The sequence below is a fragment of the Acidobacteriota bacterium genome, assembly GCA_016196035.1.
Lineage (GTDB): Bacteria > Acidobacteriota > Blastocatellia > RBC074 > RBC074 > JACPYM01.
Genome location: JACPYM010000079.1, coordinates 1 through 15,801 on the forward strand (window position 1 = coordinate 1; position 15,801 = coordinate 15,801).

At 59.8% G+C, this 15,801-nt stretch carries 12 protein-coding genes; 6 read left to right on the forward strand and 6 right to left on the reverse strand.

Going from position 1 to position 15,801, the window contains the following annotated elements; genetic code table 11:
* Positions 1–156: 156 nt before the first annotated feature.
* From HY011_23340 to HY011_23350, 3 genes are read left to right on the forward strand one after another with little or no spacing between them, the layout of a single operon-like run.
* A complete protein-coding gene (locus tag HY011_23340; GenBank protein ID MBI3425874.1) occupies positions 157–543 on the forward strand; it encodes an FtsX-like permease family protein in 387 nt (128 codons plus the stop codon).
* Between the two features lie 5 nt (positions 544–548).
* On the forward strand, positions 549–3,203 hold the full coding sequence (locus HY011_23345; GenBank protein MBI3425875.1) for an ABC transporter permease: 2,655 nt from the start codon (positions 549–551) through the stop codon (positions 3,201–3,203).
* Positions 3,204–3,208: 5 nt separating this feature from the next.
* Positions 3,209–5,989: an ABC transporter permease gene (locus HY011_23350; protein MBI3425876.1), complete on the forward strand. Its 2,781-nt coding sequence runs from the start codon at positions 3,209–3,211 to the stop codon at positions 5,987–5,989.
* A 155-nt stretch (positions 5,990–6,144) separates the two neighbouring features.
* Here the strand turns inward: HY011_23350 and HY011_23355 are convergent, their stop codons facing one another.
* Genes HY011_23355 through aroA form a run of 3 tightly spaced genes read right to left on the reverse strand, consistent with a single transcriptional unit; the run spans position 6,145 to position 9,073 of the window.
* A complete protein-coding gene (locus tag HY011_23355; GenBank protein ID MBI3425877.1) occupies positions 6,145–7,206 on the reverse strand; it encodes a dipeptide epimerase in 1,062 nt (353 codons plus the stop codon).
* Positions 7,203–7,733 (reverse strand): shikimate kinase, encoded by a 531-nt coding sequence (locus tag HY011_23360; protein MBI3425878.1) that lies wholly within the window; start codon positions 7,731–7,733, stop codon positions 7,203–7,205. The genes HY011_23355 and HY011_23360 overlap by 4 nt, the downstream gene beginning before the upstream one ends.
* Positions 7,730–9,073 carry a 3-phosphoshikimate 1-carboxyvinyltransferase gene (gene aroA / locus HY011_23365; GenBank protein MBI3425879.1) on the reverse strand — a complete coding sequence of 448 codons (1,344 nt, stop codon included), beginning with the start codon at positions 9,071–9,073 and terminating at the stop codon, positions 7,730–7,732. The genes HY011_23360 and aroA overlap by 4 nt, the downstream gene beginning before the upstream one ends.
* 355 nt (positions 9,074–9,428) lie before the next feature.
* Between aroA and HY011_23370 the strand changes: the two genes are divergently transcribed.
* On the forward strand, positions 9,429–9,911 hold the full coding sequence (locus HY011_23370) for an ATP-binding protein (protein ID MBI3425880.1): 483 nt from the start codon (positions 9,429–9,431) through the stop codon (positions 9,909–9,911).
* Positions 9,892–10,248 carry an STAS domain-containing protein gene (locus HY011_23375; GenBank protein ID MBI3425881.1) on the forward strand — a complete coding sequence of 119 codons (357 nt, stop codon included), beginning with the start codon at positions 9,892–9,894 and terminating at the stop codon, positions 10,246–10,248. The genes HY011_23370 and HY011_23375 overlap by 20 nt, the downstream gene beginning before the upstream one ends.
* Positions 10,249–10,313: 65 nt before the next feature.
* Here HY011_23375 and HY011_23380 read toward each other — a convergent pair whose 3' ends face one another.
* The 3 genes from HY011_23380 to HY011_23390 all read right to left on the reverse strand — a co-directional run bounded on the left by HY011_23380 (position 10,314) and on the right by HY011_23390 (position 13,774).
* The gene (locus HY011_23380) at positions 10,314–11,471 is read right to left on the reverse strand and encodes a VCBS repeat-containing protein (GenBank protein ID MBI3425882.1); all 1,158 of its coding nucleotides are present in this window, start codon (positions 11,469–11,471) and stop codon (positions 10,314–10,316) included.
* A 95-nt stretch (positions 11,472–11,566) separates the two neighbouring features.
* Positions 11,567–12,457: a 3-hydroxybutyryl-CoA dehydrogenase gene (locus HY011_23385; GenBank protein ID MBI3425883.1), complete on the reverse strand. Its 891-nt coding sequence runs from the start codon at positions 12,455–12,457 to the stop codon at positions 11,567–11,569.
* A gap of 336 nt (positions 12,458–12,793) precedes the next feature.
* Positions 12,794–13,774, reverse strand: a complete 981-nt coding sequence (locus HY011_23390; GenBank protein MBI3425884.1) for a rhomboid family intramembrane serine protease — start codon at positions 13,772–13,774, stop codon at positions 12,794–12,796.
* A gap of 387 nt (positions 13,775–14,161) precedes the next feature.
* Between HY011_23390 and HY011_23395 the strand changes: the two genes are divergently transcribed.
* A complete protein-coding gene (locus HY011_23395) occupies positions 14,162–15,745 on the forward strand; it encodes a cytochrome c biogenesis protein ResB (protein MBI3425885.1) in 1,584 nt (527 codons plus the stop codon).
* Positions 15,746–15,801: the final 56 nt, after the last annotated feature.

Genomic DNA, 15,801 nt, shown 5'->3' on the forward strand with positions numbered 1-15,801 from the left:
CAGCACAAGCCGTGCGGATGAAGCTGCTGCGCCAACCACAACGTGCAGGCTTCGGCATCTAGGAGATCGTTAAGGGGAAAGTCAATCATTCCCTAAGCTTACCCCTGGCGATGCAAACTGACTACACATGAGCCAAACTTTTTTGCGCCCGTCAGGATGGCAATGGGCGTGCTGGGCTACGCGGGCGGACTGGCGCTCCTGCTCAGCGCCATCGGTCTGTACGGAGTGCTGGCGCAGGCGGTCAGCGGGCGGACGCGCGAAATCGGCATTCGGATGGCGCTGGGCGCACAGCCCGCCACTGTAGCGCGTTTGATCTTGCGCGAAGGGCTAAGCCTGACCCTGGTTGGAATTCTGCTTGGACTGGTTTCCGCAGTGGCTTCGACCCGTTTCTTATCCAGCTACCTTTACGGAGTCACGCAGCACGACCCGCTGACATTCACTGCCGTTGGATCGTTGCTGCTCGGTGTCGCCTTGTTGGCCTGCTACCTTCCGGCACGCCGCGCCACCAAAGTTGATCCGCTGGTCGCACTCCGGCACGACTGAAACCGATGGCTGATTCGGCAAATACAACCCGCGATCGCTTTTGGCTCTGGCTGATTCGCTTCATCGGCCTGCTCGTGCCGCGCCGCTTGCGCGCCGATTGGCGGCAGGAGTGGGAAGCCGAATTGCAGTATCGGGAAGCGATGCTGGCGGAGTGGGACAAGCTGAATTGGCAAACCAAGCTGGATTTATTGCGACGCAGCACCAGTGCGTTTTGGGATGCGCTGTGGCTGCAACCGAAACGCTGGGAGGAAGAGATGTTTCAAGATTTGCGTTTGGGCGTGCGGATGTTGCGGGCGCAACCGGCATTTGCGTTGGTGGCGGTGCTGGCGTTGGCGTTGGGCATTGGCGCGACGACGCTGATTTTCAGTGTGGTCAATGCCGTGTTGCTCAGACCGTTGCCGTACCGCGAGGCTGACCGCATTGTGCGGTTGGAAGAGCGCCACGGACGCGGCGGGCCAGGCAATGTTAGTTACGCCAGTTTCCTTGACCTGGGCGCGGAGACGGCCTCGCTCGAACAGATTGCGGCATCGCGCTTTTGGACGGCGAATCTGACCGACAGCCGTAACGCCAACGTCGAACCGGAGCAGGCGCCGAGCGCGCTGGTTTCGGCCAGTTTCTTTTACGCGCTGGGCGTGACGCCGTTGCTGGGCCGCACCTTTTTAGCGGCAGAGGATCAGCCGGGCGGCCAGGCCGTCGCGGTGTTGAGCTATGCGTTGTGGCAACGCCGCTATCAGGGCGACCCGGCGATCATCGGCAAAACGATTCGAGTCAGCGATGTTGATCGAACGGTCGTCGGCGTAATGCCCAAAGACTTTCAGTTTCCGACCAATACCGAATTGTGGACGCCGTTGGTGGCGGGTGGCGATTTGCGCGACAACCGGCGCGCGCATCTGTTGGCGGTCATGGCGCGCTTGAAACCCGGCGCCACGCTCGCACAAGCGCAGGCCGAGTTAAGCGTGACGGCTAGCCGCATCGAACAGCAGCATCCGGGCGTTGATCCGCATCTGAGTTTTGGCGCGCTGCGTTTGCAAGACCGGTTGGTCGGCAACATGAAAACGGCGTTGACGGCGTTGCTGGGCGCGGTCGGATGTTTGTTGCTGATTGCCTGCGCCAATGTCGCCAATTTGCTGCTGGCGCGGGCGACGGCGCGCGAAAAGGAAATGGCGATCCGCGCGGCCCTGGGTGCGGGGCGCTGGCGGCTGATGCGGCAGTTGTTGACCGAAAGTTTGTTGCTCGCAGCCCTGGGTGGCGCGGTTGGCCTGTTGATCGTGTATTGGAGTGTCCGCTTCATCGCCACACTCGACCGCTTCGCTTTGCCGCGCATCAACGAAGTCAATGTTGATGCGCGCGTACTAGGCTTCACGCTGCTGGTCACGCTGGTAACGGGCGTGTTGTTCGGGTTGGCTCCGGCGTTGCAATTGCCCAAACACGCGCTGCAAGCGGCGTTGAAAGAAGGTGGACGAACTTCGGCGGGCACGCGGCGGCGCTATTTGCGGCACGGGCTGGTCGTCGCCGAGATGGCGCTGACGTTGCTGCTGCTGATTGGCGCGGGGCTTTTGGTGAATAGTTTCTGGCGCTTGCTGCAAGTGCGGCACGGCTTCGATCCGCAAAATGTCGTCACATTCAACCTCTTCCTCTCGCCGACGCGGTTTTCGACTGAACCGCAAAAGATCAACTATCTCAAACAGGTGCTGGAGCGTGTGCAGACTACGCCCGGCGTGCGCGCGGCAGGGCTGACCTCGACGACGCCACTGACGGGCGGCCCGGCCACCGATTTCGAGATTGAAGGTCGCGCGCCGGTTGACGATGCCCACGCGCCAGTGGCTGACATTCGCATTATTGATGCGAACTACTTCCGCGCGATGAGTATCGGCTTGGTGGCCGGACGAGCGTTCAGCCACAACGACACTGCCGAAGCACCGCGCGTGCTGATCATCAACGAAACGCTGGCGCGTCAGTTCTTCTCCGATGAAAGCCCGCTCGGTCGGCGCATCACGATGAAAGATTGGGGGCCGCCGCTGACGGGTGAAATTGTCGGCGTGGTGGCCGATGTCAAAGAGAACGGGCTGGATGCGGCCATGCAGCCCGAAATTTATTGGCCCTATCCGCAATTCCCGTCGAATTTCAACACGCTGATGGTCAAGGCGGCGGGCGATCCGGCGGGCATCGTGGCTGCCGTCAAACAGCAAATCTGGGCGGTAGATGCGCAACAGCCCATCGCGGCGATTGCGACGATGGATGAAGTGCTGGCGCGTTCGGTCGCCAGTCGCCGCTTCAATCTGTTGCTCTTCGGTGCGTTCGCGGCAGTGGCCTTGTTGCTGGCGGCGGTGGGTGTTTACGGCGTGATCTCATACACCGTCTCACAACGCACGCACGAAATCGGCGTGCGGATGGCGCTGGGCGCAAAGACTGCGGATGTGTTGCGGCTCTTCCTCGCGCACGGTCTGCGCCTGGCCAGCGCGGGCGTCGTGCTGGGCCTGGCCGGAGCCTTAGTGCTGACGCGAGTCATGCAGGGTTTGTTATTCGACGTAAGCGCGACAGACCCGTTGACCTTTGCGAGCGTCGCCTTGGTGCTGACGTTGGTCGCGCTCCTGGCCTGTTTTATCCCGGCGCGGCGGGCGGCGCGCGTTGATCCGCTGCGCGCCCTACGCCACGAGTGATGCCAATGAAAGAGCCGAAGCAAACAACACGGGGTCATTTTTGGCGCGGGCTGATCCGCTTCATCGGTCTGCTTGTGCCGCGCTGGTTGCGCGCGGATTGGCGGCAGGAATGGGAAGCGGAGTTGGACTGCCGCGAACGGCGCTTGGCCGAGTGGGAGCGGCTCGACTGGCGCAATAAACTGGATTTGTTCCGGCGCAGCACCAGCGCGTTTTGGGATGCGCTCTGGCTGCTGCCCAAACGCATGGAGGACGAACTGATGCAAGACATACGATTTGGCTGGCGCGTGTTGCGGCAACGGCGCGGGTTCACGCTGGTGGCGGCGCTCTCGTTGGCGCTGGGCATCGGCGCGAATACGGCAATTTTCAGCGTCGTGGATTCGATCCTGCTGCGGCCCTTGCCGTATCCGGGCGCGGCGCGGCTGGTCAAATTGGCGGCGGCGAATTTTCAGCAACAGGTGCAATGGGAGCACTGGAACCGTGCCGGCGTGCCGTTGGCCGATTTCCGCGAATGGCAGGCGCAGAGTCAGAGCTTTGAAGAGATGGCTTTGTATACTGGGGCAGGGGCCTATCCCACTACGGTGGACGATGACAGCCGCTATTTGCTGGGCAGCCGGGTTTCGCTGAATCTGTTTGCGATGCTGGGCACGCGGGCCGCGCTGGGGCGGCTTTTCGTACCGGCAGATGAACAGCCCGATAGCCCGCGCGTGACCGTGTTGAGCCATCAATTTTGGGCGGAGCGCTTTCAGGCCGACCCGCAAATCCTGGGCAAGCAACTGGCGTTGAAAGACGAGACTTACACCATTGTAGGTGTGCTGCCGGCAAGCTTCCGCGATTATTTCACGCAGATGCCGCGCGACTCGGGCTTGCAGATGGCGCCTTTGCGTGTGTTGAACCTTCCACCGACGCAGTTTTGGCTGCCGCTCAAGGTGACGCACGAAGCCGCGACCTGGCACGGTTACGGCGGCAATCGGCACGGTTCATATTCTGTCTTGGCGCGGCTCAAACCCGGCGTTACCCAGGCGCAGGCGCAGACTGAACTTTCGGCTATCGCGGCGCAACAGGCCGAGCGTTACCCCGAATCAAACAAAGACCTGGGCGCAACCGTGGTTAATCTGCACGCAGAAGTGACGGGCGGCACGCGCGGCAGGCTGCTGTCGTTGGTCGTGGCGTTTGCGCTGGTGTTGTTGATCGCCTGCGCCAATGTCGCCAGTTTGTTGCTGGCGCGCGGCATCGAACGCGCCAAAGAATTGGCGATTCGCGCGACGTTGGGCGCGGGCCGCTGGCGGTTGTTGCGGCAATTGCTGACCGAATGTTTGTTGTTGGCCGGGTTGGGCAGCGCGCTGGGCTTGGCGCTGGCATACGCGCTGGTCGCGGGCCTGCGTCCGCTCATCCCCGTGGACATCCCGCGCAGCGATGCCATCACGCTGGATTACCGCGCCTTGCTCTTTACGCTGGGGCTGTCGTTGCTGGCGACCTTGCTGGCCGGGCTGTTGCCCGCCTGGCAGGCCGCCAAGCTGAATCTGACTGAAGAGTTGAAAGAAGCCGGGCGCAGCGCCACCGAAAGCCGCCGCAATCGTGGATGGCGGCACGCGCTGGTCGTGAGCCAGGTGGCGCTGACGATGATTTTGCTGACCGGGGCGGGGCTGGCAACCAAAAGCTTTTGGCGCGTCGCGCACCAAGCTTTGGGATATGACACCGCGAACCTGGCGCGGCTGAGAGTGTTGCCGCCAGGGCCTGAAAACAGGGAGCGGTATCGGCGTTTGCTTCCCGATGCGCAGGATGCCGCCGAGTGGCAACAGTATTGGCAACCGCTGCTGGCCCAGGTGCGCGCCTTGCCGGGCATTGCGGATGCGGCGTTCACTTCCGGTTATCCGCCCGAAGGCGTCAATTTCGGTGCGACCATGCGCATTCCCGGTCATCCGCCCGTCAAGCCACGGCTGGGCACGGCGATCACTGGCGATGTGGTTAGCGACGATTATTTCCGCCTGTTAGGGCCGCGCGTGCTGGCGGGGCGGTCTTTCAACGCCGCAGACAATTTCGAGCGTCCCCGCGTACTCGTCGTCAACGAAACTTTTGCGCGCACCTACTTCCCTCATCAAGCCACCGTGGGACAAACCGTGACGCTTAATCCAGGCTCAAAGATCGAAGCCCAAGCCACGATTATCGGCGTCGTGGCTGACACGCTGGGACGGCTGGATCGCCCGCTGGAACCGCAGGTTTATCAGGCGCTCACACAATTGCCGTTGCGCGATTACAACCTGCTCGTGCGCACCACCGGCCCGCCGGAAGCCAGTTTTGAGGCGCTCCGCAAGCTGGCGCGGACGTTCAATTCTGAGCGGCCCGCTGACCAACCGGTCACGCTTGCTGAAGCGCGCACGCAGTTGACGGTGAAGCCGCGTTTTTATCTGGCGCTGCTTGGCAGCCTGGCGCTGCTGGCCTTGGTGCTGGCCGTGACGGGCATTTACGGCACGCTCTGGCTGACGGTGAATCAGCGCACGCACGAACTGGGCGTGCGCCGCGCGCTGGGCGCACAGGATGGCGACGTGTTGCGTTTGGTATTGCGGCAAGGGGCGGGCTTGGTGTTGGCCGGAATGTTGCTGGGCCTGTTGGGCGCGTGGGGGCTGACGCGTTTCATACGCGGCTGGCTGGTCGAAGTCAGCCCGACCGATCCGTTGACGTTTGTGGCGGTGGCGCTGTTGTTGTTATTGGCCGCGCTGCTGGCGTGTTATGCGCCCGCGCGGCGCGCCGTGCGGGTTGATCCGTTGGTGGCGTTGCGCAGTGAGTGAGTGAAGCAGCGCAACCTGGGTACGCACCGCTTCCAGCGTGCAGTTTCGGCGGCTGGCGGAGTAATGCCGAAGGGAAATCCTGCCGGATTGAAAACGTCCTCAGCCGAGACTGCACGCTGGAAGCGGTGCGTACCCAGAATTGCCGTACTGAGGCTCTATTCGATAACCGAAATACCTAACCCCGCACCTGCGCCGACGTGGACGAAACCATCCGTCACAAAAATCCCACCCTTCGCTACGTCGTCCAAAATGTCCAGATGTCCATCGAGATCGGCGTAGGCGCAATTGTGCAGCGCCAACGCCAGATGAGCTGCGGCGGACAGCGAGATGCACGATTCATCCATACAACCAATCATCGTGCGAATGCCGCGCGCTTCGGCGACGGCGTTGGCTTTGAGCGCACCGGTGATGCCGCCAGTTTTCATAAGTTTTAGATTGATGAGCGGGGCGGGCGTCAGCAGCACGTCAGCGGCGCTCAAGACGGATTCATCGGCCATGACGGGAATGGGCGCACGCGCGCACAGTTCGCGCATTCCTTCCACATCAGCGGCGTCGAGCGGCTGTTCGATAAAGGCGATGTTGCAAGCGCGCAGTGCTTCGAGCACGCGCAAGGTTTCGGCCAGCGTGTAGCCCTGATTGGCGTCGAGCGTCAATCGCATGGCAGGGCCGACGGCGGCACGCACGGCGCGCACCCGCTCGACATCGGCGTCCGCAGCCAACCCGATTTTGATTTTCAGCGCTTTGAAGCCTTGGGCTTGAAATGCCAACGCCTGAGCGACGCTGGTGGCGGTTACGGCAATGCTGAGCGTGACCGTCGTTTCGATAGCGGCGCGCGCCGCACCCAACAAGCGATAGAGCGGCAATCCGGCCAATTTGCCGAGCAAGTCATAGAGCGCGATGTCCACGGCGGCAATGGCGCTGGGCGCGGTTGGGGCGAGCGCGGTCAGTTGCGCCCACAACGCTTCGATGCGTGTGGCATCAGCGCCCAGCAACACGGGTTTGAAAAGCCGTGTGATGGTGTGTTCGACACTCGCGGCGGTCTCGCCCGTGACGTGTTGATCAGGCGCGGCGTTGCCGTAACCGACCAAACCATTTTCCAGTTCCAAACGCACGACGATGTTGGGTGCGGCCTCCAGCGCTTCATACGCGACGACCGAAGGGTTGCGAAGTTGGAAGTCGTGGCGGGCAACGGTCAACGAGACGATGCGGGTGTTCATAGTCGGTGCAGTTGGCGCAGGCAGGCTGCGGCAATTTCGGCGGCGGATTGCGCGGGTTGAATGGCGATGTGAATGGGCGCAGCTTGATAAAGCGGCAGGCGTTGTTCATAGCGGGTGTGGGCCGTCGCTTCATCCGGCGCGAGCGGGCGCGTGATGCCGTCCTGCCGAATGCGCTGCCAGCACAGTTCAAAAGGCGCATCCAGCCAAATCAGCACGCCGCTGTCTTGCATCAAGGCGCGATTTTCGGCGCGCGTGATGGCCCCGCCGCCAGGCGCAATTACGGCAGGTTCGCCTTGCGCCGTTTCCGCCAGCGTTTGCGTTTCGAGTTGGCGGAAACGCGCTTCGCCCGCGCGTTGAATCAGCTCGAAGATCGTGCCACCGGCTTGGGCTTCGATCAGGCGATCCAGGTCAATGAAGGGGCGCTGCAAGCGGGCCGCCAGCACGGGGCCTACAGTGGACTTGCCGGAGGCCATAAACCCCACCAGAAAAATTTGAGATTTGAGATTCGAGATTTGAGATTCGCTCATGGGGCGACAGGCGCGCCGCAAGCGGCGAGTAGCCGGTAAAACTCCGGCAATGAGACCGACGCCGCCTCGGCATTGGCGATTTGCGTCGCGCCCTCGGCCCCCAGCGCCGCCACCGCGAAGGCCATCGCAATGCGGTGATCGCCGTAAGAGTCTACCGCCGCGCCGCGCAAAGTTTGCCGGCCTTTGATTTGAAAGCCGTCTTCGAACTCTTCAATTTGGGCATTCATCCGGCGCAGGTTGTCCACGATGGCGCGGATGCGGTCGCTCTCTTTGACGCGCAATTCGCGGGCGTCGCGCACGGTCAGCGTGCCCTCGAGTTGCGTGGCGGCGACGGCCAGGATCGGCAATTCGTCAATCAGGTTGGCGATGACCGCGCCCGACAGTGTGAGATCGCCTTGCAGTTTGGACGAACGCGCGCTGAGATCGGCGACGGGTTCGCCGTGCACCAGGCGTGGATTGGTGATGTCAAGCTGGCCGCCCATTTGCCGCAACACGTCGAGCAAGGCCGTGCGCGAAGGGTTGATGCCGATGTGGCGCAGATGCAATTCGGCATCCGGCACGATCAATGCGGCGACCAAAAAGAAGGCGGCAGAAGACAAATCGCCTGCGACTGTGTATTCGCCCAATGCTTTGAGCGCTTGGCCGCCCACGATAGAAAGGCGTTCGCCCGTGCTGGTTTGTTCACGCTGCAATGCAACGCCGCATTCGCGCAGCATCACTTCGGTATGGTTGCGCGTGGGCGTGGTTTCAATGACGGATGTGACACCGTCGGCAAACAACCCCGCCAGCAGCGTGCACGATTTGACTTGGGCGCTGGCGATGGGCGGCGTGTATTCAATGCCTGAGAGATTGCCGCCGTGAATGTGCAGCGGGGCGTAGCTGCCGTCGCGGGCTGCGATGCGCGCGCCGAGCAGGGTCAGCGGTTCGATGATGCGTTTCATCGGGCGGTGCTGGATGCTTTCGTCGCCGGTGATTTCGGTGGTGAAGGGTTGTCCGGCCAGAATGCCTGAGAGCAGGCGAATGGTCGTGCCCGAATTGCCTGCGTCGAGGACGCGCGTGGGCGCTTGCAAGCCGTGCACGCCGACACCCGTGATTTCGATGGCTGCGGGCGAACGTTTGGCGGGCACGCCCAGAGCTTCCAAGCAATCGAGTGTGCTTTGGCAATCGCGCGCTGAGGAATAATTCAGCAGTCGCGACGGGCCGTCGCCGAGCGCGGCGAACATGGCGCTGCGGTGCGAAATGGATTTGTCTCCGGGAATTTGAAAAGCGCCGCGCAGCCGTTCAACAGCAGCGAGGGTGACCGATGAAACCGTGGTTGCAGTGGATGATGATGAAGCCATGAGAAAAGAAGTTTTGCCGGTGAACTGAAACTTTCGCGCAAAGAGTGCCGTACAGACGGACGGCACTCCACGAATGATCCAAAAAAATGCGTTGTTGCGGTGAAGCACGCGGCCTGCCAAGCAGCCGGCCAGCACGCAGGTTCCGAAGCGAGCCAAGGCGCGTAAAGCCCGACGGTTGACAGGTTTTTTCGGCCTGTGTTACACAGGCTCGCGTTTTACCGAACTTGTTTACGTGATCGTCCTTGCGGTGTCCGAACGCGCGCATCTTATCACACGGTTTTCGTACCCCGGATGAAGAGCGCAGCTATTTTGGCCTCTCACTTGGACGGGGCCTGAAAGAAGGAACCTCCGGCTTATGATGCTAGCCGAAAATGTCGTCGAATTGACTATCGCCAGCCAACTGGAATTCATTGATCTGGTGACGACCCTCACGGACAACGTCACGCAGATGGTCGGGTTCGATGAGGAAGCCGCCTATTGGGTCAACATGGCGGTGCGCGAATCGGTCGCCAATGCGGTCGAGCACGGCAATAAATACGATCCGAACAAAACCGTGGACATCCGGTTCACCATCGGCGTGGACGCCTTGCGGGTGACGGTGCGCGATCACGGCGAAGGCTTCGATCCCGCGACGCTGCCCGATCCGCTTGATCCGCACAACATCCTGAATCCGGCTGGGCGAGGCATTCTTTACATGCGCACGTTTATGGACAGCGTCGAATACGAGCGTCATCCCGAAGGCGGCATGATCGCGACGATGTCCAAACGCCGCGCCCCGAAAGCCGTCGAAGCCTCTCAAGAAGGAGATCGCAAACACGATGCAGTTGGAAATTACTGAACGCAACGTGACCGCTATGTGGGGCGACATCGTTATCCTCGACCTGCGCGGCAAAATCACCATCGGCGAGGGCAGTGTGCTCTTGCGCGACTCCGTCGAAAACCTGCTGCAAGCCGGACGCAACCGCATCATCCTCAACCTGGGCGGCGTCAGTTATGTGGACAGTTCCGGCATCGGCGAATTGGTCTCGCGGTACACGACGACCAAAAACATGGGCGGCAAGTTGAAGCTGCTCAACCTGCCCAAAAAGATCAAAGACCTGCTGATGATCACCAAGCTGCTGACGGTTTTTGAGATTTACGAAGACGAACAGACGGCGTTGGAAAGCTTTCAATAGCCGGATGCTTGAAACAGGTAAGCCCGAAAGGCGCGCTGGACAATTTCCAGTCGCGCCTTTTGTTTTTAAGGTACAGGCAAGTAGCGCGCTTTCTTACCGGCCAGTTCGCTAAAGGTGAGCGCTTTGCCCAAGAGCACGGTCACATTATTCGCGGTCGTATTGGCGGTGGCTAAATCGCGGTTGCCGTCGCGGTCAAAATCCGCCACGGCCAGCATCACCGGGCCGCGCCCGACGGCGAAGCTCTGTTTCGCCGGAAAGGTACCATCGCCTTTGCCAAGCATGATGGTGACTTTGGCTTCGATGCTGTTGGCGACGGTAAAATCGGTTTGGCCGTCATGGTTGAAATCGCCCGTGATGACAGCGCTGCAATCGCCGATGGCGTAATTGGTGGCCGTCTGAAAATTGCCGTCGCCGAGGCTCAGCAAAACGTGTGCGCCCCGGCTGAAATTGTTGGCCGTGACCAGGTCGAGTTTGCCGTCCTGGTTGAAATCGCCCGTGGCGACCTGGTAGGCATTTTGTCCGGCGTAAAAGCGTTTGGCTTCGGCAAACGTGCCGTCGCCGTTGCCCAGATAAACGCCCAACTGCGTCGGGCCGTTGCGTTGCCAGGGACAGGTGATGAAATCGGGCTTGCCGTCATTGTTCAGATCGGCGGTAGTGACGAAGAAGGGCACATAGCCCAGGTCGAGCGTTTGCGGCGCGGCCCAATCATCAGCGCCTTGGCTAAGCAACAGCGTGGCTTGGTTGGCGCTCAGGCTGGCGACGATCAGATCGTCGCGGCCATCGCCGTTGAAATCGGCGGCGGCCAGCGAGCCGGGCGCTTGGGTAACGGCGATTTTGAGCGGCTCCTGAAATTCGCCCTTACCTTTATTGAGGAAAATCAGGATGGCGTCCTGGCCGCTCAGCGCAACGGCGAGATCGCGTTTGCCCAGGCCGGTGAAATCGGCGGCAATGACGGCGGTGGGAGCTTTGCCGACTGCGAGGTTGGTGGCGGGTTGAAACGTGCCGTCGCCTTTGTTGCGCAAGATGCTCAGGTTTCCGCTGTTGTGATTGCTGACGATCAGATCGGCGCCGTTATCAGGGCCGCCGAGCTGCGCGGCGGTGAGGTAGTAGGGTGCGGAATCTGCGGCATAATTTTGCCCAGCAGTTTGTGCGGCAGTGCGGACGAAATGAATCGCAGTGAACAGTATCGCGGCGGCCAGCGTGGGGATGAAGATGCGGCGCAAGATAATACCTCTCCTTGAATGCCTAATCGGATGCGCCTGCCCAGTGCAGGCGCATTGTATGCGATGTTCACCGCACTGTCAGTTACACGAGAGCTTCACACCAGCTTCATCGGTTTCGGATTCTTCGGATCACTGTAATCGTAAAAGCCCTTCCCCGACTTGCGCCCGTAAAGCCCGGCCAGCACCATTCGTTTGAGCAACACCGGCGGGGCGAAGCGTTTCTCTTTGAATTCGTCGAACATGATGTTGGCGATGTAATAGGTCGTGTCCAGGCCTACGAAATCAGTCAGTGTGAGCGGGCCCATCGGATGGCCGCAGCCAAGTTTCAGCGCGTTATCAATCTCTTCAATCGAAGACAGCCCCTCTTCCAACACGCGAATCGCATCGAGCATATACGGTACGAGCAGGCGGTTGACGATGAAGCCGGGTTTGTCGGGCGCGGTGACGACCGTTTTGCCGACGGCCTGGCCAAAGGCAATGACTTCCTGAAAAACGCTTTCGTCGGTGAGGATGGTGCGGATGACTTCGACCAGCTTCATCAGCGGGACGGGGTTGAAAAAGTGCAGCCCAACGAAACGGCGCTGCCGTTCGGCGCTGGCGGCCGTCATCATTTCGGTGATCGAAAGCGAAGAAGTATTCGAGGCGAAAATCGTTTCCGGCTTACAGAGCGCGTCGAGCTTGGCGTAAACATCGCGCTTGATCGCCAGGTTTTCGATGATGGCTTCGACGATCAGGTCGGCGTCGGCCAGGTCTTCGTATTTCGTCGTGCCGCGCAAGCGGCTGAGCGCGGCGTCTTTTTGCTCAACGGTGAGCGCGCCTTTTTCGGCGAACTTGGCGAGCGATTTCTCGATGCCGCTCAGGCCTTTTTGAATGAGTTCGTCACTGACTTCGACGAGGGTGACTGTGTGACCGCTCGTGGCGGCGATTTGGGCGATGCCTGCGCCCATCAGGCCGGCGCCGAGCACGCCGATTTTTTGGATTGCCATTGGGATTCCTCCTACAAAGAAAAATAAAGGCGGTATAGACAGGAGAGACTACGGAACAGACGGAAATAACGGAACAGACGGAAAGAGAAAGGGCTGCAAAGAGTTCTTTGATAACCACGAAGAAGCGAAAGGCACGAAGCGGAGAAGAGAAGGGAAGAGATGAATGCTTATTGTTTTCTGCCTTGCTTCGTGCCCTTCGTTTCTTCGTGGTTGCAAGCCTTTGTCAATGGATTTTGGCAAACTGCTAAATGACTGGCAGCAGGTTTCCTTCCGTCTGTTCCGTTATTTCCGTCTGTTCCGTAAGCTCTTTCCAGCCGGATTGAATAAAGTCTGGCATTACCGATTCAATTGGAGTGCCGTTTGCTCAACCGCCGGCATATAACGCGGCCTGACTTGATAGGCGCGCACAAAAGAAATTGTCACGAGAAAAGTGCAGGCGGCGATTAGCTCCACTTGCCGCCAAGTCACGCGTTCGCGGCCCGGCGCCAGATACGGGATGATAAACGCCAGTCCGGCTCCTGCCAACAGGCCGCCCATATGAATTGAGTTGTCAATGAACGGCACCGTAAAGCCGATGAACAAATTCACCGCGATGGCGGGCAAGACGGCAATGGCGAAGGAATTGATAAAGGCTGCGGGCAATTCGGCGCGATATTTGAAACTGAACACGGCCAGCACGCCAAACAGGCCAAAGATCGCCCCCGAAGCGCCGACGGCCACCGTATGAGGTTTGCCACTCAAGGCGTGCGCCAACACGCTGCTGAGCAGGCCGCCCAACCCGGCCAGCAAATAAATCAGCAGGAAGCGCACCGAACCGTAAAGCCGCTCGACCTGCGGCCCGACAATCGCCAGCGCGAAGCTGTTCGAGAGCAGATGCAGCCCGCTCAGATGCAAAAAGATCGGCGTGACCAGCCGGAAGTATTCGCCGTCCAGCAACGCCGCATTGGTTTTCGCGCCAAAGGCGAGCAAGGCGGGGCCGTCTACGCCGTGTAATAGGTTTTCAAAGGGTGAGCCGCCAGCCAGGGCGGCGATCAGTAAATACACCAGCAGATTCGCCAGAAACAGCGCATAGGCCACTGGCGTTTCGCGCGCGAAGAAGGCCGCCAAGAAGCGGCGTTCGATTTGTGTTTGCGCATTGAGCGCGGCCGTCGAGAGCCGCCGCATGCCGCAATTCACGCACAGCGGTTCGCGCGCGGGCGTGGGTTTTTTGCAGTGGCGGCAGACCTGAAACGATTGAATTGCATTGACGACCGGATGCGGGACAAAAGTCCGGATGGATGATTTGGGTGTGTGCTGTAGTGAAGCATTGGCGTTCATAAAGACACTTTCTCTCGAAATGGGGGAACATGGTTATCGGGAACTGGGAAAGGATGCGGCGGCGGGATGTGTGGATTGGGATGTCTGCTGGGATGCAACCGGTACGAGCGGTCAGTGCGGGCGCATTTTACCGGTTGACCAAGAGCTTTCAAAGAAAAATTTCTGTCGGTCAAAAGTCGGGCTTGTTGGGGCAGCGGGACAGTACCGCGCGCGTGAGCAAGCGAGATAGTGCGATTACGCCAAGGTGCCTGGTTTGACGCGCCGCTTGCTCACGCGCGCGGTACTGTCTCAATACGGCGGTGTGTTGCGTGGGCCTAGAGCGGCTGATAGACTGACGCTCCGCTCATCAAACTGAACGAAAACAACATTGGAAGTAGTTAGCGCATTATGGCAACCGTGCAATCATCACCCGCCGGGACGCAACCGGCAGCCGAACCCGTCGAAAGCCCAGTCGGAAAAAAGGCTGGCGCTAAAACCAAACCGTTGACCATCTGGTCGGCGGTAGATTTTGTGCTCGATCTGCTCAGTTCCGTGCCGTTCGGCCTGATTTTGCTCATCCTGCTGATCTCGGCTTGCATGACCGGGATGCTCATACAACAACAGGAACTGCCGGAATTTTCCAAGTATTATGCCAGCTTGACCCCGGCGGAACGGATCGTTTACGGGCGGCTGAATTTCTTCGACATTTATCATGCGTGGTACTTCAACGTGCTGCTGCTGCTGCTCAGCCTGAATATCATTCTCGCTTCGATAGACCATTTCCCAGCGGCCTGGAGCTTTATCGCCAAAAAGAAACTGACCGCTTCGCCCACCTTCGCCAAAGCGCAACGCACCAAAGGCGAAGTCGAATTGCCTGGCGTCAATCGGGCTTCGCTGGTCGAACGCGCCCGGCAGGCGGCGCGGACTTTGGGCTTTAAGACCAAAGTCACCGAAGAAGAAACGCGCACCACCATCTTTGCCGAACGCGGTGTCTGGAACCGCCTGGGCGCCTATCTGGTGCACATTTCGTTGTTGACGATTTTTGTGGGCGGCTTTCGCACCAGCCAGGGTTACACCGGCATGATGCGCGTGGTGCCTGAAAAGCAATCCGACCGGATGATGCAAAGCGTGTTTAGCATTGATAACGCCGCGATGTTGCACAATTCCGGCATGCGCGAACTGGAGTTGCCATTCACCATCGAGGGCGTGGACATTCAGCAAAAGCTGATTGATAAGAGCAAAGGCATTGATATGCCCAACACGCTGGATTGGATCACCCGCGTGCGCATCCACGACAAAGAAACGGGCAGGAAGGACGAAGCGCTGATTCACATGAATCATCCGTTTGATTATCGCGGCTACCGCATGTTCCAAACCAACTGGATCGCGCAAGGCAATGCCCGCCAGGTCAAAATCCGCGTCACGCCGACCGCTGGCGGGACTGCGCAAGACATTACGCTCGAACGCAGCGGGCAGGCCAAACTCCAGGATGGCACCATCGTGCGTTACCGCGAATTCAATCCCGCCTTCACCGTTAATCGCGAAGGTCACGTTGAGATGTCCTCAGCCGATTATGACAATCCGGCGGCGCACCTGGATGTGATCTATCCCGATGGCGACAACCGCGATGTCTGGGCCTTGAATGAGGCAGGGCGATTGATGTTTGAACAAGCGCCGTTTTTGAAGGAAAAGTTCGGCGACACGGGCAAGTACAGCTTTACGCTCACGGATTTTGAGAAAGTCGGCACGGCCCACGACATTTCAATTCAGTTCGATCCGGGGATCAAAATCGTTTACACGGGCTTCCTGATGCTGTGCCTGTCGCTGATGGCGGTGTTCTTTTTTTCGCACCAACGGCTTTGGCTGGTGGTTGAAGAGGGGAAAATTACGCTGGGCGGCGATGCCAACCGCAATCGGCTGGGGTTTGAAGACCGTATGAAGCGTGTGATGGCGCGCATTCGTGGTGAACAGGAATTGCAGACGGCCCCATAGTCAGGCTGAGTTGAGGGAATTTACCCGGAGCGAGATGTTCAAAATGGGAATGCGTA